We start from the raw sequence: 24082 nt of genomic DNA, 5'->3' as shown, positions 1-24082 counted from the left end.
GGGAGACCCTATCCGTCGCACTACGGGTGTAGTAGCGTGGGCGCATACTACAGTTGTAGTGAGGAAAGGGAGAGTCATGGCGGGATCGGCGCGTGCGGTCGTCATCGGCGGCGGGATCGGAGGGCTGGCGGCTGCCGCGGCCCTCCACGGGCGCGGCTGGGAGGTGACCGTGCTGGAGCGGGCCCGCTCCCTGGCACCGGTCGGCGCCGGTATCTCGCTCGCCCCCAACGCGCTGCGCGCCCTGGACGTCCTCGGCATCGGCGACGAGATCCGCGCCCTGGCCGCCTGGCAGGGCGACGGCGGCCTGCGCACCCCCTCCGGGCGCTGGCTCTCGCGCAGCAGCGCCGAGGCCGCGACCGCCCGCTTCGGCGACCCGATGGTGCTGCTGCCCCGGGCCACCCTGGTCGACCGCCTCGCCGCGCTGCTGCCACCCGGCAGCATCCGCACCGGGACCACGGCGACCGTCGTCGACCCGGGCGACCGCACACGGCCCGCGCGCGTGCGTACCGACACCACCGCGCCTGCCGATCCCGGCGACCCCGCCCACCCCGCCACCCTCGCCACCGGCCACGAGGAGCTGGAGGCCGAGCTGGTCGTCGGAGCGGACGGCATCAACTCCCGTGTCCGGGCGGCTCTGTTCCCCGGACACCCGGGGCCGGTGTACTCCGGGTTCACCACCTGGCGGCTCCTGATCCCGGTGCCCGGTGCCGCGTTCGCGTCGCACGAGACCTGGGGCCGCGGCCACCTGTGGGGCACGCATCCGCTCAAGGACGGCCGGGTCTACGCCTACGCGGCGGCCGTCACCCCGGCGGGCGGCCGCGCCCCGGACGACGAGCTGGCCGAACTCCTGCGCCGCTACGGCGGCTGGCACCACCCGGTCCCCGCCGTGCTCGCCGCCGCCCGTCCCGAGGACGTCCTGCGGCACGACGTCCGCCATGTCGCCACCCCGCTGCCCGCCTACCACTCGGGCCGGGTCGCCCTCCTCGGCGACGCCGCCCACGCCATGCCGCCCACCCTCGGACAGGGCGGCAACCAGGCCGTCGAGGACGCGGTCGTGCTCGCACACCACGCCGCCACGCCCGCCGGCGACCTCGCCGCCTACACCGCCGCCCGGCTCCCGCGGACGACGGCCATCGCCCGCCAGGCCGTCAGGATCGCCCGCGTCAACCTGGCGAGCGGCCGCGCCGCCGTCGCCGTACGCGACACCGCGACGGCCGCCCTGTCCAGGCTCGGCCCCGCCCTCTTCCTGTGCGGCTTCGACGGCATCGCCGACTGGCGGCCCCCGTATGCTGCCGGGGACGTACACGCGGGCGAGTGCCAGGGGAGAGACACGTGAAGGTCGGTTGCATCGGACTCGGGGACATCGCGCAGAAGGCGTACCTGCCGGTGCTGGGCGCGCTGCCCGGGATCGACCTCCATCTGCACACCCGCACCCCCGCCACCCTCGCCCGGGTCGCCGACGGCCTCCACCTGCCACCCGGCCGGCGGCACGGGGACCTGGACTCGCTGCTCGCCGCCGGGCTCGACGCGGCCTTCGTGCACGCGCCCACCGCCGCCCACCCGGAGATCGTCACCCGGCTGCTGGAGGCGGGCGTACCGACGTACGTCGACAAGCCGCTCGCCTTCGAACTCGCCGACTCCGAGCGACTGGTGGCGCTGGCCGAGGAGCGCGGCGTCTGCCTGTTCGTCGGCTTCAACCGGCGCTACGCCCCCGGGTACGCGCAGTGCCTGGAGCACCCGCGCGAGCTGATCCTGCTCCAGAAGAACCGCGTGGGGCTGCCCGAGGAGCCCCGCTCGATGATCCTGGACGACTTCGTCCATGTCGTCGACACCCTGCGCTTCCTCGCGCCGGGCCCGATCGACGACGTCACGGTCCGCGCCCGCGTCCAGGACGGGCTGCTGCACCATGTGGTGCTCCAGCTCGGCGGCGACGGCTTCACCGCGCTCGGTGTGATGAACCGGCTCAGCGGCTCGGCCGAGGAGATCCTGGAGGTCTCCGGGCAGGACACCAAGCGCCAGGTGCTCAACCTCGCCGAGGTGATCGACCACAAGGGCCAGCCGACCGTGCGCCGGCGCGGCGACTGGGTGCCGGTGGCCCGCCAGCGCGGCATCGAGCAGGCGGTGCACACCTTCCTGGACGCGGTGCGCGCCGGGCAGGTGCTCAGCGCCCGGGACGCGCTGGCGACCCATGAGCTGTGCGAGCGGGTGGTGCGAGCGGTTCAGGTTCAGGACCGCCCCGGCGCGGCCTGAACGCCCGCACCCCCTCGCCGGCGCACAGCGCGGCCAGCACCAGCAGCGCGGCGTGGGCCGGCCAGTCGCCGTAGCGGACGTACGCCGTGCTGCCGTGCGCGAGCGGGACGTCGTACACCTGTACGGTGCTGGCGCCGGTGCCGAGCCAGGGTCCGAGCCGCTGCCCGCTCGGGCCGTACACGGCGGAGACGCCGGTGAGGGTCGCGTGCACCATCGGGCGGCCGGTCTCGGCGGCGCGCAGCGCGGCCAGCGAGGCGTGCTGTCCAGGGGCCCAGCTGTGCTGGAAGGTCGAGGTGGAGGACTGCCCGAGCAGCACGTCCGCGCCGTCCTCGGCGAGGTGCCGGCTCATGTCGGGGAACGCGGTCTCGAAGCAGATCAGCGGGCCGATCCGCAGTCCGTGCCCCACGTTCATCACGACCTGCTCGGTGCCGCGCCTGCGGTCCTCGCCGGCCGCCTTGCCCACCGAGGTGGCCCAGCCGAGCAGGGAGCGGGCGGGTATGTACTCGCCGAAGGGGACGAGGCGCATCTTGTCGTACCGGTCGCCGGTCGGGCCGTCGGGGCCGATGAGCACCGAACTCTTGTAGATCCCGGCCCGGTCGGAGCGGCGGGCGTCCACGTCGACCAGCACGTCGGCGCCGGTCGCGCGGGACAGCGCGGCGATCCGCCGGGCCAGGTCGGGCCGGTCGGCGAGGTCGTAGCCGACGCTGGACTCGCCCCACACCACCAGGTCGACGTCCTGCCCGACGAGCCGCCGGGTCAGCCGCTCCTCCCGGTCGAAACGCAGCTCGGCGCTGTCCGGCCCGGCCACGACGCCCGGCTGTACGACGGCGATCCGCGTCCTTCCGTCGATCTGCGGCCGGGGCGCCCACGCCCACGCGGCGGTGGTCGCGGCGGCGGTGGCGACCACCGTGGCCACCGCCGGCATCCGCGCCCCGCGCACCGAGATCAGCACGGCCGCCGCGACGTTCACGGCCACCACCAGGAAGCTCAGCAGCCACACCCCGCCGACCGAGGCCAGCCGCAGCGCCGGCGCCACCTGCCACTGGCTGGCCCCCAGGATGCCCCAGGGCCCGCCGAGCCCCTGCCAGGAGCGGACCAGCTCCACCAGCAGCCAGCCCGAGGGCAGCACCAGGAGCGCGACGGCGCACCGGCCGGGGGAGGGGGTGCCGCCCAGATACCGGCGCACCAGCCACCCCCAGGGCATCCAGAGCAGGCCGAGCAGCGCGCCGATCAGGAAGATGAACACGTGCAGGCTCGGCAGCAGCCAGTGGTGCACGGCGACCAGGTAGCCGAAGCCGCCGCACCAGCCGTCGTACGCCGCCCGCCGGCCGGTGGGCGCGGAGCGGGCCAGCAGCAGCCACGGGACCAGGGCGACGTAGGCGAACCACCACAGCGACGGCGCCGGGAAGGCCAGCACGGGCAGGGCGCCCGCGAGGGCGACGACGACGGAGCGCCGCCAGGGGGAGGCCGACCAGCGGTTGATCGTCGTCATACGGAACCTCCCTACCCCAGGGCTCCAGTGTGCGCGCCCCAAGCGATCTACGACAGGGGCCTTCGGCCCCCGGGTCACCGCCCCGAGGCCGTCCGCCGCCACTTCTCCGTGACCACCACCTCGCCGATCCGCCACCCCTCCGGCGTGCGCAGCAGCCCGAAGTCGTACCGCCCGCCGCTCTCCAGATCCGGCGCGGCCGGGCCGTCCCCGTCCGTGAAGCGCATCGGATTGACGTAGTCGGCCCGCACCCGCGCGGTGTCCCCGGTGTCGTGTTCCAGCACCCCGAACCGCACCCGCCGGTTGACGATCAGGTGCTGGCGTACGGCGAACCGCCCCAGATGCTCGGCGAGCCACCCGGCGATCTCCACCGCCTCGCCCTCGATCCCCCCGGACGAACGGTAATCCGCCCTCCCCCCGGGCGCGAACAAGCCCCGGTACGCCGCCCAGTCGCCGTCGTCCACCGTCACCGCGTACGCGGTGACCAGCTCGTCCACGGCCAGCCGGTCCAGCACGGTCGCGAGTTCCGCACGCTGCGTCATCGCCTCAGTCTTGGCCACGGCGGGAACGGAGCCAAGAGGCGTGCGGGGGAATTCGGTGGTTCGGGGGAGCGGGGGACCTGCACGGCACCCTCGCTATGCTCGGGCACCGTGTCCGATCTTCCAGACCTCCACAGCGCGACCATCGACGCGATCGTGGGCAACGCCGGCCGCGCGACGCTGCCCTTCCAGTGGCTCCACCGGGAGGACCGGCACGCGACCGCCTTCTGGTTCAACGAGCTCGTGGGGACCACCGGCGAGGGCGAGGCCGTCCGGCAGTATCTCGTGACCGCCAGTGAGCCGGCCAGGGTCGAGAACGCGGAGTTCACCCTGCGGCCGGAGCTGTGCGCACCCGCGATGAGCGCCGAGAAGCTGCTGATGACGGACTTCGCCGGGGGATGGATCCACCTCGACGGCCTGGGGGTGGCGGTCATGCCCACCGCCGGGCTGCACGCGCACGGCGTGCGCAAGGGGTGGCGCTGGACGACCGACGAGATCACCGACGGCATCGCGGCCGAGGAGGAGGACGTGGCCGGCCTCGGCGAGAAGCCGGTGGCGGCCTATGCGCTGGGCCATGACGTCGGGGCCGGCGACGGCGCCCGGGAGCAGGCCGTCGTGGTCGGCGGGGTCGCGCGCACCGGGAGCGGCGGCGTCCGCTGGGTCGGGGATCTGCCGCGGGGGTGCGTCGGCGCGCCCGTCTTCATCAGCGCCCCCGTCGGGGGGAACAGCTTCAAGCTGGTGTGTGCGGGGGTGGTGCTGCCCGGCGACGACCACCACCCGATCGCCACCTTCGACCGCATCCGCACCGCCCTGCGCGCCCTCGCCCCGGACGCGACGCCGGCCCGTGGGGCGGCCGGACCGGACACCCGGCCACGGGAACCGAAGCGGCGCTGGTGGCGGCGACGTGGCTGACACCGAGCCGGGGCTGTCCCCGTACCAGCGGGCCCTGCGGAAAAAACTCCTCGCCGCCCCGGTGGTACCGGCGCCCGAGCCCTGGCAGCGCATCGCGTACGCCCCGGTCGGCGGGCTTCTCGGGATCGGTTTCGCCTCGCACCCCGCAACCGGCCACGACGTGGTGATGGTGGTCTCGGGTGACGGCCACGGCCTGTTCGACGGGGTCACGGGAGAGAAGATCGCCCGGGACCGCGACCCCGACCCCGAGGACGGCACCCCTGACGCGGTTCCCGATCTGTCGTGTCCCGGACTGGGACCGGTCGCGGGCAGCAGGGTGCGGATCGCCGGGCTCTTCGGCGGCGGGCTCCACACCACCACCGGGGACGGCTGGTCGCTGGACGTCGTGGTACCGGCCTGGCCGCACGAGCGCGTCCTGCTGTCCGACGGCGGCGGGTTCCAGCACTCCGGTCCGCACGGCGAGCGCTGGTGGCACATCTTCCACTGCGACTACTCCGAGTTCCGTGCCGCCGGCTTCTCTCCCTCCGGGCGGACCCTCGCCGTCGCGACGAGCAGTGACCTGTCCCTGTGGACACGCGGGACGGACCGCATCCGCGCCGGGAGCTGACCGGGTCAGGCCGCCTCGATGATCTCCTCGCGGATCGCCTCGGCCCACTCCACGACCAGGAGTTCGTACTCCGTACGTTCCTGGGCGGAGAGGGAGCCGCCCGTGCGCAGCCACAGGGCGCGGATCTGCTCGTTCACCTCGGCGGCAGACCGTGTGGAACCAGGGGGCGGGAAATGGGGGGACATGCGGAACAGCCTAGGGGCATGGTCTGACACTGCGCTACCGCGCGGCTACGCAGAACGTATGCGGTTGGTCACCGGTGCGCTCGGGTGCGGCCCGCGGTCGGCCCAGTTCAGGTGGCATATGCCCGGCTGGGTTGCCGCCGGGGGGCGGGCGGGAGATGGCCGAAACGAGGGCGCGGGGCGCCGTGAGCCCGGGGCGACCGCCTTGCCCGGCAAGGTCGTTCAGGTGGACACGGGGCCCTTCACCGTCCAGCCGGGGGTCTGCGGGTGGGCGGTCAGGTCGTCGTGGTGGACGGGGGCGCCGCAGGCGCGGCAGGTGACGACCGGGACGAGTTCGTGGCCGCAGCTGTGCTCCATGGTCATGGGCAGGTCGGTGTTGTCGCGCAGATGGCGGTCGCCCCACTCCTTGAGGGCCATCAGGACCGGCTCCAGCTCCAGGCCCGCCGCGGTCGGCCGGTAGTCGAAGCGCCGGGGGTGCTCGCTGTAGGCGCGCTTGGTGAGGACCCCGGCGTCCACGAGCCGGCGCAACCGGGTGGCGAGGATGTCGCGCGGGGCGCCGATGTTGCGCACCAGTTGGTCGAACCGGCCGTTGCCCAGGCACACCTCCCGCAGCACGAGCAGGGAGTACTTCTCGCCCACCACCGCGAGGGTGTCGGCGATGGAGCAGGGGCGCGGGTCCTTCGGTGCGGCCATGGCGCCCAGTTTAGTTGAGGGTTTGGTTTTCCAACCCTTGCGAGGGGAGTGGGTTTGATTTTCCAACTCACGGGGCTATGGTGAGTCCGGGTTTCCTACCCACCGGTAACCATGCTCGTGAACGAGCCCGCTCCGCCGCAGGAGGCCGCACCATGCGAGACGCAGTGATCGTCGAGGCCGTACGCACCCCGATCGGCAAGGGCAAGCCCACCGGCGCCCTCGCGGACGTCCACCCCGTCCAGCTGCTCGCCCACACCCTGAAGACCCTGGTCGAGCGCTCCGGCGTCGACCCGGCGCTGATCGACGACGTCATCGGCGGCACCGTCGACCAGGTCGGCGAGCAGGCCATGAACACCACCCGGTACGCCGTGCTCGCCGCGGGCCTGCCCGAGACGGTCCCGGCCACCACGGTCGACCGCCAGTGCGGCTCCTCCCAGCAGGCCGTGCACTTCGCCGCCCAGGGCGTCATCGCCGGCGCCTACGACATGGTCGTCGCCTGCGGTGTCGAGTCGATGAGCCGCGTGCCGATGTGGTCCAACGTGCCCGCGGGCAAGGACCCCTTCGGGCCCGGTGTCGCCGCGCGCTACCCCGAGGGCCTGCTCCCGCAGGGCATCAGCGCCGAACTCATCTCCGCCAAGTGGTCCCTGACCCGCGCGGAGATGGACGCCTTCGCGGTCTCCTCGCACCGCAAGGCCGCCGCGGCCTGGGAGGCCGGGCTCTTCGACGCCGAGACCGCGCCCCTGGAGGGCGTCACCCGCGACGAGTGCGTGCGACCCGACAGCACCCCGGAGATCCTCGCCGGACTCCGGCCCGCCTACCACGACCCCCACTTCGCCGAGCGCTTCCCGCAGATCGAGTGGAACATCACCGCGGGCAACACCAGCCCGCTCAACGACGGCGCCTCCGCCGTCCTGATCACCTCCAGCGAGACCGCCGCCCGGCTCGGCCTGCGCCCGCTCGCCCGGCTGCACAGCTTCGCCGTCACCGGCTCCGACCCGCTGCTGATGCTCACCGGCGTCATCCCGGCCACCGAGAAGGTGCTGAGCCGCGCGGGCCTCTCCCTCGCCGACATCGACCTGTTCGAGGTCAACGAGGCGTTCGCCAGCGTGGTCCTCGCCTGGCAGCAGGAGACCGGCGCCGACCTGGACAAGGTCAATGTGAAGGGCGGCGCCATCGCCATCGGCCACCCGCTCGGCGCCAGCGGCACCCGGCTGACCACCACCCTGGTGCACGCGATGCGCGAACGGGGCGCCCGCTACGGCCTGCAGACGATGTGCGAGGCGGGCGGGCTCGCCAACGCGATGATCCTGGAGGCCGTCTGACCTCCGGTGAGCCGCCGTCCGGCCCCCGCCGAAAGACCGTCCGGCCTTGAGGCGCCGGACGGCTGAGGCGTCGTCACCGGCCGCGCCCCCTCGTCACCTTCCGCGCAGCCGGTGCCGATGCCGCCACGCCACCACCGTGCCCGCCAGCGCCGGGGCGCCGATACAGGCCATCGCCAGCAGGAACGCGGGGGACGTCGGTGCCGAGGCGCGGGCCCCGGCGACCGCGTAGGCGGCGGTGTTCGGGACCGAACCGAGCGCCGTCGCCAGCAGGAACGGCAGCCAGCCCATCCGCGAGACGGCCGCGCAGTAGTTCGCCGCCCAGAACGGCACCCCCGGGAAGAGCCGCGCCGCCAGCATGGACCGGAACCCGTGCCGGCTCAGCTGCCCGTCCGCCGCCCGCAGCCACCGTCCGCGCAGCAAGGGGCGCAGCGCGTCCTGCCCGAGCAGCCGCCCGAGCCCGAAGGCCACGCCCGCCCCCAGCACCGTTCCCGCCAGCGCGGTGCCGAGCCCCAGCCGGGAGCCGAACAGCGCGCCCGCCGCCAGGTTCAGCAGCGGCCGCGGCACGAACGCCACGGTGCACAGCCCGTATCCCGCCCCGAACGCCAGCGCCGCCACGAGGCCGCCCGCCTGCGGTGGCCAGCCCCGGGTCAGCAGCCGCTGCGGTTCGACCAGCAGCACCAGCGCGCCCGCGCCCGCCAGCAGCACCAGCAGCAGGGACAAGCGCGCCCACGGCGACAGCAGCGCGCGGGCGCAGCGGGCCGCGAACCCCGCACGGGGCACGGGCGGCGCGGGGACGGTGGTGGCATCGAGCACGTGACCCCCTGGGAGACATCGACGGCCGCCGCCGATGATAGAGGGCTCCCCGGACGGACCGTCGCAGGCACCGGATCGGCGCGGCTGACCGGGTAGTCGGCCGGGATGCGCGGCTTGCCCGCCAGGGCCTACGGAGCGTGACTGCTACCTATGCTGTGCATGAAGCGAAAACGACGGTCATCGCCGCTCGGCGGACCCACACGGACTTCCCGGCTCGCCGCGGCAGCGCTGACCCTCGCCTTCGGCATGGGCGGCTCGCTGGCCCTGGACACCGGTGACCTCGCCCACGCGCAGCCGCGCCAGGGCGGCTCGACCCTGCTTGAGGAGACGTTCACACAGGCGACGGCCCCGGAGTTCACGGGGGTCGGCTCGGCGTGCCTCACCGGCGCGCCCCGGGTCGGCGCCCTGCCGGGGCCGGGCGACCATCCGCTCGGGGGCTGTACGGCGGGCACCGGTCCGGTGCCGCCCGACAACGCCGCCCCGCACGGCTACCTCCGGCTGACGGACTCCTCGACCGACCAGGCCGGCGCCGTCCTCCACAACCACGCGCTGCCCGCCAACGAGGGCCTCGACGTCACCTTCGACCAGTGGCAGTACGGCACCACCACCGGCCAGATCGCCCCGGCCGACGGCATCTCGTTCTTCCTGGTCAACGGCGACACGCAGCTGACCCGCCCCGGCGCCTTCGGCGGCAGCCTCGGCTATGCGCAGAAGCTGCCCGACGACAACCCGAACGCCGAGTTCCAGCCCGGTGTGGACCGCGGCTACCTGGGCGTCGGGCTCGACGTCCTCGGGAACTACTTCGGCGACTGGGAGCACCGCGGCAACGGCTGCCCGCCCGGCGGCCGCTCGCCCGCGGGCACGTCGTTCCACGTGCCCGCGCCCGGGCCGAACATGGTCACGCTGCGCGGTCCCGGTGACGGCATCCAGGGCTACTGCTTCCGCACCGCCACGACGAGCAACTTCTCGACCACCGGACCCTGGCCCTCGACCCTTCCGGGACAGCTCCAGGGGCCCACCACCGAGGTGTCGAGCGACCCGGTCCAGGCCGAGCGGGACCTTGAGCCGTCGCGCCGCCGGGTGCACGTGGTGATCACCCCGGCGCCCGATCCGCAGGTCACCGTGTCCATCGACTTCAACGACGGCAACGGTTTCCGGCAGGTGCTCCGGACGGCCGCCCCGACCCCCGTACCGCCCACCTACAAATTCGGGTTCGCGGGCTCCACCGGTCTGTTCACGGACACCCACCTCATCCGCAACGTGGTCGTCCGCAGCGAGCGGCCGCTCCCCGAGCTGAACCTGGTGAAGCAGGTCAGGCAGCCGCTGCCCGGTGACCTGACGGTCGGTTCGCAGGTGCCGTACGACTTCGTGGTCACCAACTCGGGCGGGACGACCGTCGACGGCCTGGCCGTCGACGACCCGAAGGTCGGCCCGGTCTCCTGCCCCGTGACCAGCCTCCCGCCCGGGGGGACCGTCACCTGTACGGCCACGTACACGGTGACGGCCGCCGACGCCGCGCACGGCTCGATCGACAACACGGCCACCGCGAACGGCACGTCGGACGGGGAGACGGTCACCTCGCCGCCGTCCTCGGAGAGCGTGCCGATCGAGCGGGGGCCTGGCATCGAGGTCGAGAAGCAGGTCGAGACGCCCGGCCCGTACTCGGTCGGGCAGACGGTCACCTACCGCTACACCGTCCGCAACACCGGTGGTGTGGAGCTGACCGGTGTCGCGGTGCACGACGACCACGTGCAGAACATCACCTGCGAGTCCACCACGCTCGCCCCGGCCGAGGAGCCCGGTGACAGCACCACCTGCACCGGCACCTACACCATCACCGCGGCCGACGGCACGGCCGGTTCCGTGACCAACACCGCCACGGCGAGCGGCAGCGTGGACGGGTTGGTCGTCATCTCGCCGCAGACGTACCAGACCATCCCCGTCGGGCAGCCCCACCTCACGCTGCACAAGCGGGTCGTCGCCAGCGGCCCGTTCCAGGTCGGGTCCACGGTCCAGTACGAGTACACCGTCACCAACACCGGCGGCACCCAGCTGCACGACGTGCATGTCGCGGACGACCGTGTCGCCACGGTGACCTGCGACGACACCTCGCTGGTGTCCGGGGCGAGCACCACCTGCCGCGGTTCGTACCAGATCACCCAGGCCGACATCGACGTCTGCCTGGAGACCGGCACCCGGGGCGGCGGCGGTGGCGGCGGCACCATCGAGTGCCGGATCACCAACGTGGCACAGGCCGGCGCCACCGACCCGCAGGGCCGGGACGTCGCCAGTGAGCCCGCCACGGCCACGGTCACCGTGAGGATCAAGCCCGAGTGCCCGCCGAAGCCGGAGTACGGCAAGCCGGACGACAAGGGCGGCTGCGACAAGCGGGGTCGCCACAGCAGCGTCTGACGCACCCCCCGCACCGCACCGGCGCCGCCCCACCCAGGGGCGGCGCCGGCCGTCTGCGCGCCCGCACCGCCGGGAGAGCGGCGGAAAACCATTCGACGCCGGACATCCCGTGGGCGATGATCGACCTCATGTTCCGGTACGCCTTCCACCTCGCAGCATCCGCGGTCGCGGATGTGCCGAAGGCTGCCGTTCCCACGCTCGCGGCCGCTGTCGACGGCGCCCGAAGCTGACCCTCCCCGGATCGTCCGGCGGACCCCGCAGGGGGAGGGTCGGCCACTCCTGGGGGTCCTCAACTTCCTTACGACCGCGAAGGCTTCGAGGTACAGCCATGTCCAAAACTGCCTATGTGCGCACCAAGCCGCACCTGAACATCGGCACCATGGGCCACGTCGACCACGGCAAGACCACCCTGACCGCCGCCATCACCAAGGTCCTCGCCGAGCGCGGCACCGGCACCTTCGTGCCCTTCGACCGCATCGACCGCGCCCCCGAGGAGGCCGCGCGCGGCATCACCATCAACATCGCGCACGTCGAGTACGAGACCGACACCCGTCACTACGCCCATGTCGACATGCCAGGCCATGCCGACTACGTCAAGAACATGGTCACCGGCGCCGCGCAGCTCGACGGGGCGATCCTCGTCGTCTCCGCGCTCGACGGGATCATGCCGCAGACCGCCGAGCACGTCCTGCTCGCCCGGCAGGTCGGCGTCGACCACATCGTCGTCGCCCTCAACAAGGCGGACGGCGCGGGCGACGAGGAACTGGTCGACCTGGTCGAGCTGGAGGTCCGCGACCTGCTCACCGCACAGGGCTACCCGGGCGACGCGGTGCCCGTCGTACGCGTCTCCGGGCTGAAGGCCCTCGCGGGCGACCCGCGCTGGACGGCGTCGATCGAGGCGCTGCTCGACGCGGTGGACACGTACGTGCCGATGCCCGAGCGGTATCTGGACGCGCCGTTCCTGATGCCGGTGGAGAACGTCCTCACCATCACCGGGCGCGGCACGGTCGTCACCGGCGCCGTGGAGCGCGGCACGCTGCGGCTCGGGGACCGGGCGGCGGTGCTCGGCGCGGACGGCGTCGAGACCGTCGTCACCGGCCTGGAGACGTTCGGCAAGCCCATGGACGAGGCGCAGGCCGGGGACAACGTGGCCGTGCTGCTGCGGGGTGTGCCCCGGGACGCGGTGCGGCGCGGGCATGTCGTGGCGGCGCCGGGGAGCGTGGTGCCGGCACGGCGGTTCACGGCGCGGGTGTACGTGCTGTCGGGGCGCGAGGGGGGCCGTACCACGCCCCTCACCACGGGGTACCGGCCGCAGTTCTACATCCGGACCGCGGACGTGGTCGGGGACGTCGACCTCGGCGCGGTGGCCGTCGTCCGGCCCGGCGAGACGGCGGAGATGACCGTCGAGCTGGGGCGGGAGGTGCCGCTGGAGCCGGGGCTCGGGTTCGCCGTCCGGGAGGGCGGCAGGACGGTCGGCGCGGGTACGGTCACCGCCGTGCTGTGAGCCCGCCACGGCGACCGCACCCCTCGGGGTGCGGTCGCCGACAATGGACGGGTGAACGAATCGATACCCGTCTTCCGCACCACCGACCACGGTGACGCCAAGCTCATGCCCGATGTCGACCGGGAGCGGGCCTGGCTGCTGACGGTGGACGGGGCGCCGCAGTCGTACGTCGACCTGGACGACCCGACGTACCTGGAGTTCGAGTACGCGCGCCGCCTCGGGCACGCGCTGGACACGGTGGCCCCCGAGGGGCGGGCGCTGGACGTGCTGCACCTGGGCGGGGGAGCGCTGACCCTGCCCCGGTACGTCGCGGCGACCCGGCCCGGTTCGCGGCAGGACGTCGTCGAGGCGGACCGGGGGCTGCTGGAGCTGGTCGCCGAGTACCTGCCGCTGCCCGAGGGCGCGGGTGTCACGGTGCACGCCGCGGACGCCCGCGCCTGGCTGGAGGCCGCACCGGACGACAGCGCCGATGTCCTGATCGCGGACGTCTTCGGCGGCTCCCGGGTCCCGGCCCACCTGACCACGCTCGCCTACGCCCGCGAGGCCGAGCGGGTGCTGCGGCCCGGCGGGACCTATCTCGCCAACCTCGCGGACGCGGCGCCGTTCGCCTTCCTGCGCTCCCAACTGGCCACGTTCGCCGAGGCCTTCGAGGAGCTGGCACTGATCGCCGAGCCGGGGGTGCTGCGCGGGCGGCGGTTCGGCAACGCGGTGCTCATCGCCTCGCACCGGCCGCCGGACGTCGCCACGCTGGCCCGCCGGGTGGCGGCGGACGCCTTCCCCGCCCGGGTCGAACACGGCACGTCCGTACGGGACTTCATCGGCGACGCGCGGCCGGTCGAGGACGTGGACGCGGTGCCGTCACCGGTGCCCCCGGGCGGGTCCTTCGGCATCGGATGACGCCGCGGGTCGGGAACCGGGACGCCGGCCGCTGAGGACGAGTTCCTTGGCGCGGGCGAACTCCTCGTCGAAAGACGGTGCCTTGCCCGCGCATCTCCGAGAGCCTGGCCAGTTCGTCCGTGCTGCCGCGCCCGCCCGCGGTCTCGCGGACGTACGCGTCGAACTCCCGCCTGCGCCGCTGCGCCTGCCCCACCTCCGCCGGCCCATCCCGGCGCCGCGGGCGATCAGGTGGACCAGGACGCCGAGGTACGGCAGCACCACCACGCAGGCCGGCCAGCCGGCCTTGGCCCAGCCGCTGAGGCCGTCGTCGCGGAAGATGGGGCGCCTCACCCGGCACGGGTGAGCGGGTGAGGCGGCCGGAGGTGACGGACGGCGACGCGGGGGCCGCGCCGGGTCAGTTCGAGGTCGGGGCGCCGTGCAGGCGGACCGAGCCGAGGATCTTCATGATCGTGGCCTGCGGGACCTCGCCCTGCACACCCTTGGCGCCGTAGAAGTTGAACGACACGTAGTCGTGCGCCGAGTTCTGGAAGCCGAAGGTCAGCGCCTTGCCGTCGCTCGCGCACTTGCCCTTCTGCGGGGTGCCGCTGGAGCGCGCCCACGCGTAGCTGCCCTTGATGCCGGACGTGGTGGTGAAGGGCGTGGCCTTCTTGTCGAAGGTGATGCTCTTCTTGTCGGGCTGGGTGTAACCGCCGTAGACCCACCAGGCCGGGGTGTTGACGGCGATCTGGTCGGTGCTCTTGGCGCCGCTGGCGCCCTTGGAGCCCACGACCGCGAGCGGGGTGTCGTCGGTGCGCCCGTCCTTGTTGTCGTCGGACGTGCACCACTTGGGCTGGTCCTCCGCGGTGCCCGACATCACGATCAGGGGCTTGCCGTCGGTGGACTTCTGGTCCTCGAAGCCCACCTCCATGTCGGGCGCCTGGGCCTGCCAGTCGGAGGGCACGTCGTAGGCGATGCCCCACTTGGGGTTCACCACGACCTTCCAGCCCGGCACGGTCGGCTTCTCGCTCTCCGCGGCGCGCGGGTTGTCGGTCGAGGCGGGGGAGGACGACGCCCCGGTCGGCGACGGGCTGGTGCTGCCGCCGTTCTTGCCGTCCGCCTTGTCGTCCTTGGAACCACCGAGGACCAGCGCGCCGGTCACACAGGCGGCGACCACGACGGCCGCGGCCGCGACGATCGCGATCAGCTTGGTGCGGTTGCCGCCGCCGTTCCCGCCGCCCTGCGGGGGCTGCTGTATCGGCACCGTGGGCGGCTGCTGGCCCCACGGGGGCTGCTGCTGCCCGTAGGGGCCGGCGGCCCCCGGGTACTGCCCCGCCCCCGGTTGGCCCTGCTGCGGGTACGGCCCCGCCCCCGGCTGACCCTGCTGCGGATACGGCCCCGCTCCCTGCTGCTGGCCCTGCTGCGGGTACTGCTGGTACCCGGGCTGCTGGTACGGATTCGGCTGCTGCTGGTAACCCGGTTGCTGGTACGGGTTCTGCTGCGGGTTCTGCGCGCCCCCGGGCGGCTGCTGATCTGGCCACATGGCCGACAACACTAGTGCGGCGGCGGCACGGTTCGGTCACGGGACCTCGTCAGGGCCGTAGCGAAGCGGTGCGGCGCGGGGGCGGCTGTGCCGGTCGGCGGCTCCTGCCGCCGGTGACACCGGGTGGGTCGAGACCGACTGCCGGACGCCGGCCGTCGGGCCGGTGACGGCCACGGCGACCCACGGTGCCCCAGGGGCCAAGGGACCTTCCCCGTTCTCGCGGCCGTTCGGCGCGGCACCAGGCGGGAGGCTCGAAAGTTTCGCTCTTCCGGGCGGGGCAGAGTCCGATATGGATCAGGGGATGCAGCCCCATTGACTCCGTGAGATCACGAGGTCTAGCTTGCCAGCTCCGATCGAACGTTGGCCCGAAACTTTCGAGGCCCACTCACTCCCGGGAGCCTGCCGTGAAGCAGCTTCGACGCAGATCCACGCTCGTCGCCACCGGTGCCGCCGCCGCTCTCCTGCTCATCCCCGCCGCTGTCGCGTTCGCCAACGGGAACAGCGGCTCGGACACCTCCCTGCGGGCGCTGGGCTCGAAGCAGGGACTGCGCATCGGCACCGCGGTCGACGCGGCCCGGCTGGGCAGCGACAAGGGCTACACCGACATCGTCGCCACCCAGTTCTCCACGGTCACGGCCGAGAACGCCATGAAGTGGGAGAGCATGGAGCCCAGCCGGGGTGTGTACGACTGGAAGGCGGCGGACCGACTGGTCGGGTTCGCCCAGCAGCACGGGCAGGCGGTCCGCGGCCACACCCTCATGTGGCACAACCAGCTGCCGGGCTGGCTGACCACCGGGGTCGCGAACGGCTCCATCAGCGACGCGCAGCTGCGCGACATCCTCCACCGGCACGTCACCGACGAGGTCACGCACTTCAAGGGCAAGGTGTGGCAGTGGGACGTGGTCAACGAGGTCTTCGCCAACTCCTGGGAGACCCCGCAGGCCGACGGCCTGAACGCCGACGACTTCTGGGTCAAGCACCTCGGCTCGGGCATCGTCGGCGACGTGTTCCGCTGGGCGCACAAGGCGGACCCGAAGGCCCTGCTGATGTACAACGACTACAACATCACCGGCGAGGACGGGACCAACGTCAAGTTCCAGGCCGTCTACGACTTCGTCAAGACGCTGCGCGCGCAGGGCGTTCCGATCGACGGCATCGGCGAGCAGGGCCACCTCGACACGCAGTACGGCTTCGACGCCCAGCGCTACCAGGCCGATCTCCAGGCCTTCGGCGACCTGGGCCTCAAGGTCGCCGTCACCGAGGCCGACGTGCGCACCTTCGTCGACAACCGGACCGACCAGGTGCCCACCGACTCGCTCGCCCAGTACGCGCAGCCCTACGAGTTCTCCGAACTGCTCAAGGGCTGCGAGCTGGTCAAGCAGTGCATCTCCTTCACCGCCTGGGGCGTCTACGACGGCGACTCCTGGATCCCGGACACGTTCGGCGGCGAGGGCTACGGTCTGCTCTACGACGTGAACCTGAAGCCGAAGGCGGCGTACTCCGCGCTCCAGCAGGACCTGCGGCTCACGGCCGGCGGCCCGCGCCACGGCAACGGCTGAACCGCGTTCAGGAGGAGAGGGCCCTGCCGCGGGGCCCTTCTTCGTTTTCCGGTTTCTCCGGTCCCTGAACCTCTTTCGCCCCGTGGCCCCTTCCCGCTCCTCTGGCGTTTTCTGGTCTTCTGGCGCTTTCCGGCCGGTACGGATCCTCGCCAGGGGCCAAAGGTCATGCGGAATTTACAGACACGGTCCCGGTGTCACGGCGTGTTGCGGCCAGGTGAGTGAACGGTGAAGCGGGTGCCTGCTTTGCCGTGTTTGCGGTGATGTGGTGCGCGGGCTCCGGTGGGTGCGGGCCCGCGCCGATGACCCGGTAGTGCCGGTTTCTCGGCGCTTGCGGGGAATTCGGTGGTCTGGCCGGATCACGGCCACGGCGGGGGCGAAGGGGCCGTCGTTGTTGACCCGTGAGTAGCCCCTCGCTAGTTTCCGGTGCCCTCGCACCAGAGAGTTCCGCCGCACAACCCCCCACCGTGCTTTTCGCCGATTGTGTCGGAGTCTCATGACCTCCCCTGTGCGCTCTCATGATCTGATCCTGTGCCTCACCCCGTTCGGAGAACCCGACGCGGGCCTCGCCGCGGCCGCCACCGGCGCAGGCGGGCTCGGCGTCCTCGATCTCGGCAACGGCGACCGACGATGCCGGCAGGAGCTGTCCCGGCTGAGAAGAACGGCACCGGGCCCCTACGGCGTCCGGGTCTCCGCGCGTTGCGCCCTCACCCCGGCCGACCTGTCCGACGGCCCCGGCCTCGTCGTCCTCGCGCCGGACCCGACGGGCCCGGACCCGACCTGGAACATCACCGAACTGGCCCGGCGGCACCGGGTGTTGGCCGAGGTCACCGATCTCGCGCGGGCCAGGGCCGCCGTCCGGGCCGGTGCCCAGGGGCTGATCGCCCGGGGCGCCGAGAGCGGCGGCCCCACCGGTGCGCTGAGCACCTTCGTGCTGCTCCAGCAGCTGCTCGCGGACGAGGAGCTGACCGGCTTCCCCGTCTGGGCGTGCGGTGGCGTCGGGCCGCGTACGGCGGCCGCCGCCGTGGCGGGTGGCGCCGCCGGGGTCGTCCTCGACAGCCAGCTCGCCCTGCTGCCCGAGTCCCGGCTCCCGGAGACGGTCCGCGCGGTGCTGCGAACCCTCGACGGCGCGGAGACGGTGGTCGTCGGCGGGCACCGGGTGCTGCGCCGCCGCGGCCCCGACGCGCCCCCGCCCCCCGCCGACGACCCCGCGGCGGTCGCCGCCCTGCTCGGCGCCCGCGACCCGGCCCACCAGCTGCTTCCCGTCGGCCAGGACGGCTTCCTCGCCGCCCGGTTCGCCGAGCGGTGGGGGGATGTGCGGGGCGTGGTGCGGGGGATGACGGCGCAGCTGCGGCCGGTGCTCGACGGCCGTTCCGCGGGCGCCCCCGGGCCGGGCCCCGGACAGGCGCTGCGGCCGGGGTCGGCGATGAGCCGGGCCCTCGGGACGCGGCTGCCGGTGGCGCAGGGGCCGATGACGCGGGTCAGCGACCAGGCCGGATTCGCCGCCGCCGTGGCCGCGGACGGGGCGCTGCCCTTCCTCGCGCTGGCACTGGCCGACGGTGCGCGGACCCGGGCGATGCTGACCGAGGCACAGGCCGTGCTGGACGGGCGGCCCTGGGGTGTGGGTGTGCTCGGCTTCGCGCCCGAGGAGATCAGGAACGCCCAGCTGGAGGTCGTACGACGATTACGGCCCACGCACGCGATCATCGCGGGCGGGCGGCCCGCCCAGGCCGAGGCGCTGGAGCGGGCCGGTATCCGCACCTTCCTGCACGCGCCGTCGCCGGGGCTGCTGCGGCAGTTCCTGGAGGCCGGTGCGCGCAGGTTCGTCTTCGAGGGCTCGGAGTGCGGCGGGCATGTCGGGCCCCGGGCGTCCTTCCCGCTGTGGGAGGCCCAACTCGCCGTCCTCGAAGACTTCTTGACCGGCGCCGAGCCCGAGACGGCGGCCGGGGTGGAGGTCTTCTTCGCGGGCGGCGTCCACGACGAGCGGTCCGCCGCCATGGTCGCCGCGCTGGCCGCGCCGCTCACCGCGCGGGGTGCCGCGATCGGCGTCCTCATGGGCACCGCCTACCTGTTCACCCAGGAGGCCGTCACCCACGGCGCCATCCAGCCGCTCTTCCAGGAGCAGGTCCGCGCCGCCACCGCGACCGCCCTGCTGGAGACCGCGCCCGGCCATGCCACCCGGTGCGTGCCCAGCCCGTTCACCGACGACTACCGGGCACGCGAAGCGGCGCTGCGCGCCGGCGGCCTGCCCGACCGGGAGGTGTGGGAGACGCTGGAGCGGCTCAACGTGGGGCGGCTGCGGATCGCCAGCAAGGGGGTGGAGCGGTCACCCGAGGGCGAGTTGCGGGCGGTCGGTGAGCGACGGCAGCTCGCCGACGGGATGTTCATGGCGGGCGAGGTCGCCGTCCTGCGGTCGGCGACGACCACGATGGCGGACCTGCACCGCGCGGTGACCGACGGCGCGGCCGACTTCCTCGCCGACCGCACCCGGATCCACCCGGAGGAGACCGAGTCGATGCCGCCGCCCGCGCCGCTCGACGTCGCGATCGTCGGCATGGCCTGCGTGTTCCCGCAGGCGCCCGACCTCGCCGCCTTCTGGGCGAACGTCGTCGCCGGGCGCGACGCCGTGACCGAGGTGCCGGCCGACCGCTGGGACCCGCAGGTGCACCACGCCGAGGGGCACACCGCCTCGAAATGGGGCGGCTTCCTGCCGCGCGTCCCCTTCGACCCGCTGGGCTACGGCATCCCGCCCGCCTCCCTCGGCAGCATCGAGCCCGTGCAGCTGCTGTCCCTGGAGGTGGCCCGCCGAGCCCTGGAGGACGCCGGATACGGGCAGCGGGGAAGGGAGTTCGACCGCTCGCGCACCGCCGTCGTCTTCGGGGCCGAGGCGGGCAGCGACCTGTCCAACGCCGTGACCCTGCGGGCCGTGCTCCCGTCGTACTACGGCAGGGTCCCCGAGGGACTCGACGACCAACTGCCCCGGCTGACCGAGGACTCCTTCCCCGGCATGCTCGCCAACGTCATCTCGGGACGGATCGCCAACCGCCTCGACCTCGGCGGCGCCAACCTCACCGTGGACGCCGCCTGTGCCTCCTCCCTGGCCGCGCTCGACGTGGCCTGCAAGGAACTCGTCTCCGGCACCAGCGACGTGGTGCTGTGCGGCGGCGCCGACCTGCACAACGGCATCAACGACTACGTCCTGTTCTCCTCCGTCCACGCCCTCTCCCCGACCGGGCGTTCCCGTGCCTTCGACGCCGGGGCCGACGGCATCGCGCTCGGCGAGGGCGTGGCCTGCGTGGTGCTCAAGCGGCTCGCGGACGCCGAGCGCGACGGCGACCGGATCTACGGCGTGGTCAAGGGCCTCGGCTCCGCCAGCGACGGCCGCTCCCTCGGCCTGACCGCGCCGCGGCCCGAGGGCCAGCGGGCCGCGCTGGAGCGGGCGTACCGCAACGCCGGTGTCTCGCCCGCGCAGGTCGGTCTGGTGGAGGCGCACGGCACCGGCACCGTCGTCGGTGACCGCACCGAACTCGGCATCCTCGGCGAGGTGTTCGCCGAGGCGGGCGCCCGCACCGGCGGCTGCGCGCTCGGCTCGGTGAAGTCCCAGATCGGGCACACCAAGTGCGCCGCCGGACTCGCCGGACTGATCAAGACGACCCTCGCGCTCCACACCGGCGTCACGCCGCCCACCCTGCACCTGGAGCGGCCCAACCCGGCCTGGTCGGAGGAGGACAGCCCCTTCGTCTTCCACACCGGCGCCCGGCCCTGGGTCCAGCCGGCGGCCGAACGCTTCGCCGGGGTCAGCGCGTTCGGCTTCGGCGGCACCAACTTCCATGCCGTGCTCGCCGCGCACGGGGACGCCGTGCCCCCGCGGCAGGCCATGGACGAGTGGCCCGCCGAACTGTTCCTGTTCCGGGGCCGGGACGAAGCGGCCGCGCATCGGCAGGCCGGGGAACTGCTGCGCGCCGCCGAGGCGGAGGGTCGGCCCTGGCGGCTGCGCGACCTCGCCCTCGCCGCCGCCCGCCGCGCCGACACGTCGCGCGAACCGGTGCGACTGGCCTTCGTGGCCCGCGACGTGGAACAGCTGGTCGAGCGGCTGCGGGGCGTCCTCACCGGGGCGCAGCGGGAAGCGGGTGCCGGAATCCACGCCGCGGACCCGGTGGGCGGCAAGGTCGCCTTCCTCTTCCCCGGGCAGGGCAGCCAGCGTACCGGCATGCTCGCCGAACTCCTCGTCGCACTGCCCGAGTTGCGCGACCATCTGCACCCGGACCACGCCGACGCGGTCTATCCGCCGGCCGCCTTCGACGACACCGCCCGCGAACGCCGCCGGGCCGCGCTGACCGACACCCGGGCCGCCCAGCCCGCGCTCGGCGCCACCGGCCTGGCCGCCCACGCCTTCCTCGGCGCCGCGGGCGTGCAGCCTGACCTGGCCGCCGGACACAGCTACGGGGAACTGGTCGCCCTCGCCGCGGCCGGCGCCCTCGACCCGGAGAGCCTGCCCCGGCTCAGCGCCGAGCGGGCCGCCGCGATCCTGGCGGCGGCGGGTGACGAGCCGGGCTCCATGGCCGCCGTGGGCGCATCCGCCGAGGACGTCCGATCGGCGCTGCGCGATGCCGGAGCGCCCGAGCAGGTCGTCGTAGCCAACCTCAACTCGCCGCAGCAGACGGTCATTTCGGGACCCACGGAGGATGTCGACACCGCCGTACGCCTGCTGCGCGCGGCCGGTCTCGGCGCAAAGCGGATCCCCGTGGCCTGTGCCTTCCACAGTCCGGTCGTGGCCGGGGCGGGGGAGCGGTTCGCCGAGGCCCTCGCGGTCGAGCAGGTGCGGGCGCCCGAGTTCCCCGTCTGGGCCAACCGCACCGCCGCCCCCTACCCGTCGGACCCCGACGGGGTGCGTGCCGAACTCGCCGCCCAGATCGGGGCGCCCGTCGCGTTCGCCGCCCAGATCGAGGCGATGTACGAGGCAGGCGCGCGGATCTTCGTCGAGGCGGGCCCCGGTACGGTCCTCACCCGGCTCGTCGGGCAGATCCTCGGCGACCGCCCGCACCGCGCGGTCGCCCCCGAGCCCGAGCCGGAGGGCGGACTGCCCGGCTGGCTCGACGCCCTCGCCCTGCTCGCCGCCGCGGGCGCCCCGGTGCGCGCCGCCTGGCTCTTCCAGGGCCGCGACGCCGTCGACGCGCTGCGCGCCCCGGCCCCCGCCCGGCCCGGCTGGACGGTCGACGGACATCTCGTCCGCACCGCCGACGGAGCCCTGCTCGCCGGCGCCCTCGCGCCGGCCCGACGCGTCGTGGAGACGACTGTGACCACCGACCAGCCCAACGGCGCACCCGCCGACCGGGACGCGCTGATCACCGAATTCCTGCGCGGCGGGCGCGAGATGATCGCCGCGCAGCGGGATGTGCTGCTCACGTACTTCGGGGAGACGGGGACGCCGATGGCGCCGGTGGCGCCGCCGCCTCCGGTCGCCGCGGTGGCGGTCGCACCTCAGGAGCCGTCCGCCGAGCCGGCCCCGGTGGCCGCAACGGCCGTTCCCGCGGCACGGGAGGAAGCGGTCGCCGCGTCCGGTGACGACGTGGGGCGGGTCGTGCTGGAGATCATCAGCGAGCGCACCGGCTATCCCGTCGACATGATCGAGCCCGACCTCGACCTGGAGGCGGACCTGAGCATCGACTCGATCAAGCGGGCCGAGATCGCGGGCGAGCTGGCCAGGCGGCTGGGCATCGCCGGGGGCGCGGAGCTGCTGGACGACGCCGAGCTGGAGGAGCTGACCAAGGCGCGTACGGCGGCGGCGGTGACGGCGTGGCTGGGGGCACGCGTCGGGGCCGGTGCGGGCTCCGTCCACCCGGAGGAAGAGACCCAGGAGCCGGACGCGGCGCCCCTCGGGGTGGCGCCCCGGCGGTTCGAGATGCGGGCGCTGCCGCTGCCCGAGGCCGAGCCGGAGCCCGCCGCCCTCGCCGGGAAGCGGTTCTTCCTGCTGGGTGACGGCGGGGGCGCGGCGGCCGAGGTGGCGGCGCGGCTCGATGCGCGAGGCGCGGAGGTCGTCCTGCTCGACCAGGGGCATGTCCTCGGGGCGGCCGACGGCGCTGTGGACGGGGTGGTCTACCTGGGCGCGCTGCCCGGCCCGGACCTGCCGGTGCTGCCGGACGCCTTCCCGGTGCTCAAGGCGGCGCTGACGCGCGGCGTCCGCCGGCTGCTGGCCGTGCGTGCCGCGGAGGGCGCCGCGGTGGCGCGGGCGGCCGGGCTGGACGGGCTGTTCCGCACCGTCGGCCGGGAGTTCCCCGACGTCGTGGCGCGGGTCGTCGCCGTCGGGGACACCGGCCCGGCGGCGGTGGCCGACGCGGTCTTCGCGGAGTTGTGCGCACCGGCCCACGAGACCGCACCCGCGCAGGCGTCGGCTTCGGCCCCGCTCCCCGTCGTCCTGCGCTCCGCCGACGGAACCCGTCGGCGCCCGGACCTGCTCCCCGCCCCCCTCGGTGCCCTCGGCAGCACCGGCGCCGGTCCTGCCGGGACCGGGGCCGCCGAGGCCGCCGCGCTCGGGCTCGACCGGGACTCCGTCGTGCTGCTGGTCGGCGGTGCCCGGGGCATCACCGCCCGGTTCGCGGCGACGCTGGCCGGCGCCTGCGGATGCCGGATCGAACTCCTCGGCCGCACCCCCGCGCGCACCGCTCCCGAATCCCCGCGGACCGCCGCCGCCCGCACCCCCGTCGAACTGCGCGCGGCGCTCGCGGCCGGTCCCGAGGCGCCGACGCCCGCCGAGATCAACCGGGCGGCCGAACTCCTGCTCGCCCAGCGGGAGGTCACGGCGACGCTCGACGAACTCAGCGCGCTCGGGAGCACGGCCCGCTACCACTCGGTGGACTTCCGGGACCACGACGCCGTGCTCCAGGCGGTCAAGGAGATCCACGCCGAGCACGGCCGCCTCGACGGGGTGGTGTTCGCGGCCGGGGTGATCGAGGACCGGCTGATCGCCGAGAAGACCCCCGACTCCTTCCAGCGGGTCTACGGCACCAAGACGGCCGGCGCCGCCGCGCTCTTCGCCGCGCTGGACGAACTGCCCTCGGCGCCCGCGTTCACCGTGCTGTTCGGCAGCATCGCCGCCGTCCTCGGCAACCGCGGCCAGTGCGACTACGCCGCCGCCAACGACGCCCTCGAAGTGCTCGGCGCCGAGTGGGCCGCCCGCGGCGGACACCGCGCGCTCACCGTGCACTGGGGACCCTGGGCGCCCTCCGGCACCCACACCGGCATGGTGGCCGCGGAACTCGGCCGCGAGTACGCCCGCCGAGGCGTGGAGATGATCGACCCGGAGGAGGGCACCGCGGCCCTGCTCGGGGAACTGGCCTGGGGCGACCCGGCGGTTCGTGCCGTCGTCTACACCGCGTCGGGCTGGTGA

Annotated in this window: 16 protein-coding genes; 10 read left to right on the top strand and 6 right to left on the bottom strand. The window is 74.0% G+C overall.

Annotated elements, in window-relative coordinates:
* Nucleotides 1-76: 76 nt before the first annotated feature.
* Nucleotides 77-1336 carry an FAD-dependent monooxygenase gene (locus tag ACWDD7_RS23535; RefSeq protein WP_450458793.1) on the top strand — a complete coding sequence of 420 codons (1260 nt, stop codon included), beginning with the start codon at nucleotides 77-79 and terminating at the stop codon, nucleotides 1334-1336.
* Nucleotides 1333-2250, top strand: coding sequence for a Gfo/Idh/MocA family protein (locus ACWDD7_RS23530; protein ID WP_351873264.1), 918 nt, complete (start codon nucleotides 1333-1335; stop codon nucleotides 2248-2250). The genes ACWDD7_RS23535 and ACWDD7_RS23530 overlap by 4 nt, the downstream gene beginning before the upstream one ends.
* Here the strand turns inward: ACWDD7_RS23530 and lnt are convergent.
* Together lnt and ACWDD7_RS23520 are read right to left on the bottom strand one after the other, a co-directional pair.
* A complete protein-coding gene (gene lnt / locus ACWDD7_RS23525) occupies nucleotides 2162-3742 on the bottom strand; it encodes an apolipoprotein N-acyltransferase (RefSeq protein WP_450458792.1) in 1581 nt (526 codons plus the stop codon). The genes ACWDD7_RS23530 and lnt overlap by 89 nt on opposite strands.
* Before the next feature lie 74 nt (nucleotides 3743-3816).
* Entirely contained in the window at nucleotides 3817-4281 is a 465-nt protein-coding gene (locus tag ACWDD7_RS23520; protein ID WP_450458791.1) for a nuclear transport factor 2 family protein, read from the bottom strand.
* A 108-nt stretch (nucleotides 4282-4389) separates the two neighbouring features.
* On the opposite strand from ACWDD7_RS23520, the gene ACWDD7_RS23515 reads away from it, so the two are divergent.
* The gene (locus tag ACWDD7_RS23515) at nucleotides 4390-5190 is read left to right on the top strand and encodes a hypothetical protein (RefSeq protein WP_450458790.1); all 801 of its coding nucleotides are present in this window, start codon (nucleotides 4390-4392) and stop codon (nucleotides 5188-5190) included.
* Nucleotides 5183-5797: a hypothetical protein gene (locus tag ACWDD7_RS23510; RefSeq protein WP_450458789.1), complete on the top strand. Its 615-nt coding sequence runs from the start codon at nucleotides 5183-5185 to the stop codon at nucleotides 5795-5797. Before ACWDD7_RS23515 ends, ACWDD7_RS23510 begins: the two co-directional genes overlap by 8 nt.
* A 5-nt stretch (nucleotides 5798-5802) precedes the next feature.
* Here the strand turns inward: ACWDD7_RS23510 and ACWDD7_RS23505 are convergent, their stop codons facing one another.
* Both ACWDD7_RS23505 and ACWDD7_RS23500 read right to left on the bottom strand, forming a co-directional pair.
* A complete protein-coding gene (locus ACWDD7_RS23505) occupies nucleotides 5803-5982 on the bottom strand; it encodes a hypothetical protein (RefSeq protein ID WP_351873252.1) in 180 nt (59 codons plus the stop codon).
* A gap of 219 nt (nucleotides 5983-6201) precedes the next feature.
* A complete protein-coding gene (locus ACWDD7_RS23500; protein ID WP_392214384.1) occupies nucleotides 6202-6672 on the bottom strand; it encodes a winged helix-turn-helix transcriptional regulator in 471 nt (156 codons plus the stop codon).
* A 152-nt stretch (nucleotides 6673-6824) separates the two neighbouring features.
* On the opposite strand from ACWDD7_RS23500, the gene ACWDD7_RS23495 reads away from it, so the two are divergent.
* Nucleotides 6825-7994, top strand: a complete 1170-nt coding sequence (locus ACWDD7_RS23495; RefSeq protein ID WP_285558761.1) for a thiolase family protein — start codon at nucleotides 6825-6827, stop codon at nucleotides 7992-7994.
* 93 nt (nucleotides 7995-8087) lie between these two features.
* On the opposite strand, the gene ACWDD7_RS23490 is transcribed toward ACWDD7_RS23495, so the two are convergent.
* Nucleotides 8088-8807, bottom strand: coding sequence for a TVP38/TMEM64 family protein (locus ACWDD7_RS23490; protein WP_450458788.1), 720 nt, complete (start codon nucleotides 8805-8807; stop codon nucleotides 8088-8090).
* Between the two features lie 159 nt (nucleotides 8808-8966).
* Between ACWDD7_RS23490 and ACWDD7_RS23485 the strand changes: the two genes are divergently transcribed.
* From ACWDD7_RS23485 to ACWDD7_RS23475, 3 genes are all read left to right on the top strand, one after another.
* Nucleotides 8967-11219, top strand: coding sequence for a DUF7507 domain-containing protein (locus tag ACWDD7_RS23485; protein WP_450458787.1), 2253 nt, complete (start codon nucleotides 8967-8969; stop codon nucleotides 11217-11219).
* Between the two features lie 328 nt (nucleotides 11220-11547).
* Entirely contained in the window at nucleotides 11548-12723 is a 1176-nt protein-coding gene (gene tuf, locus ACWDD7_RS23480) for an elongation factor Tu (protein ID WP_450458786.1), read from the top strand.
* A 51-nt stretch (nucleotides 12724-12774) separates the two neighbouring features.
* Nucleotides 12775-13620, top strand: a complete 846-nt coding sequence (locus tag ACWDD7_RS23475; RefSeq protein WP_450458785.1) for a spermidine synthase — start codon at nucleotides 12775-12777, stop codon at nucleotides 13618-13620.
* 394 nt (nucleotides 13621-14014) lie between these two features.
* Here the strand turns inward: ACWDD7_RS23475 and ACWDD7_RS23470 are convergent, their stop codons facing one another.
* Nucleotides 14015-15139 (bottom strand): hypothetical protein, encoded by a 1125-nt coding sequence (locus tag ACWDD7_RS23470; protein WP_450458784.1) that lies wholly within the window; start codon nucleotides 15137-15139, stop codon nucleotides 14015-14017.
* A 404-nt stretch (nucleotides 15140-15543) separates the two neighbouring features.
* Here ACWDD7_RS23470 and ACWDD7_RS23465 point away from each other — a divergent pair, with 404 nt between their 5' ends.
* Together ACWDD7_RS23465 and ACWDD7_RS23460 are read left to right on the top strand one after the other, a co-directional pair.
* A complete protein-coding gene (locus tag ACWDD7_RS23465; RefSeq protein ID WP_450458783.1) occupies nucleotides 15544-16698 on the top strand; it encodes an endo-1,4-beta-xylanase in 1155 nt (384 codons plus the stop codon).
* A 493-nt stretch (nucleotides 16699-17191) separates the two neighbouring features.
* On the top strand, nucleotides 17192-24082 hold the full coding sequence (locus ACWDD7_RS23460) for an SDR family NAD(P)-dependent oxidoreductase (RefSeq protein ID WP_450458782.1): 6891 nt from the start codon (nucleotides 17192-17194) through the stop codon (nucleotides 24080-24082).

This window comes from Streptomyces sp. NPDC001056, from assembly GCF_053598955.1.
The sequence above is the reverse complement of the archived record's forward strand: the minus strand, read 5'-3'. Positions and strand labels throughout refer to the sequence as shown.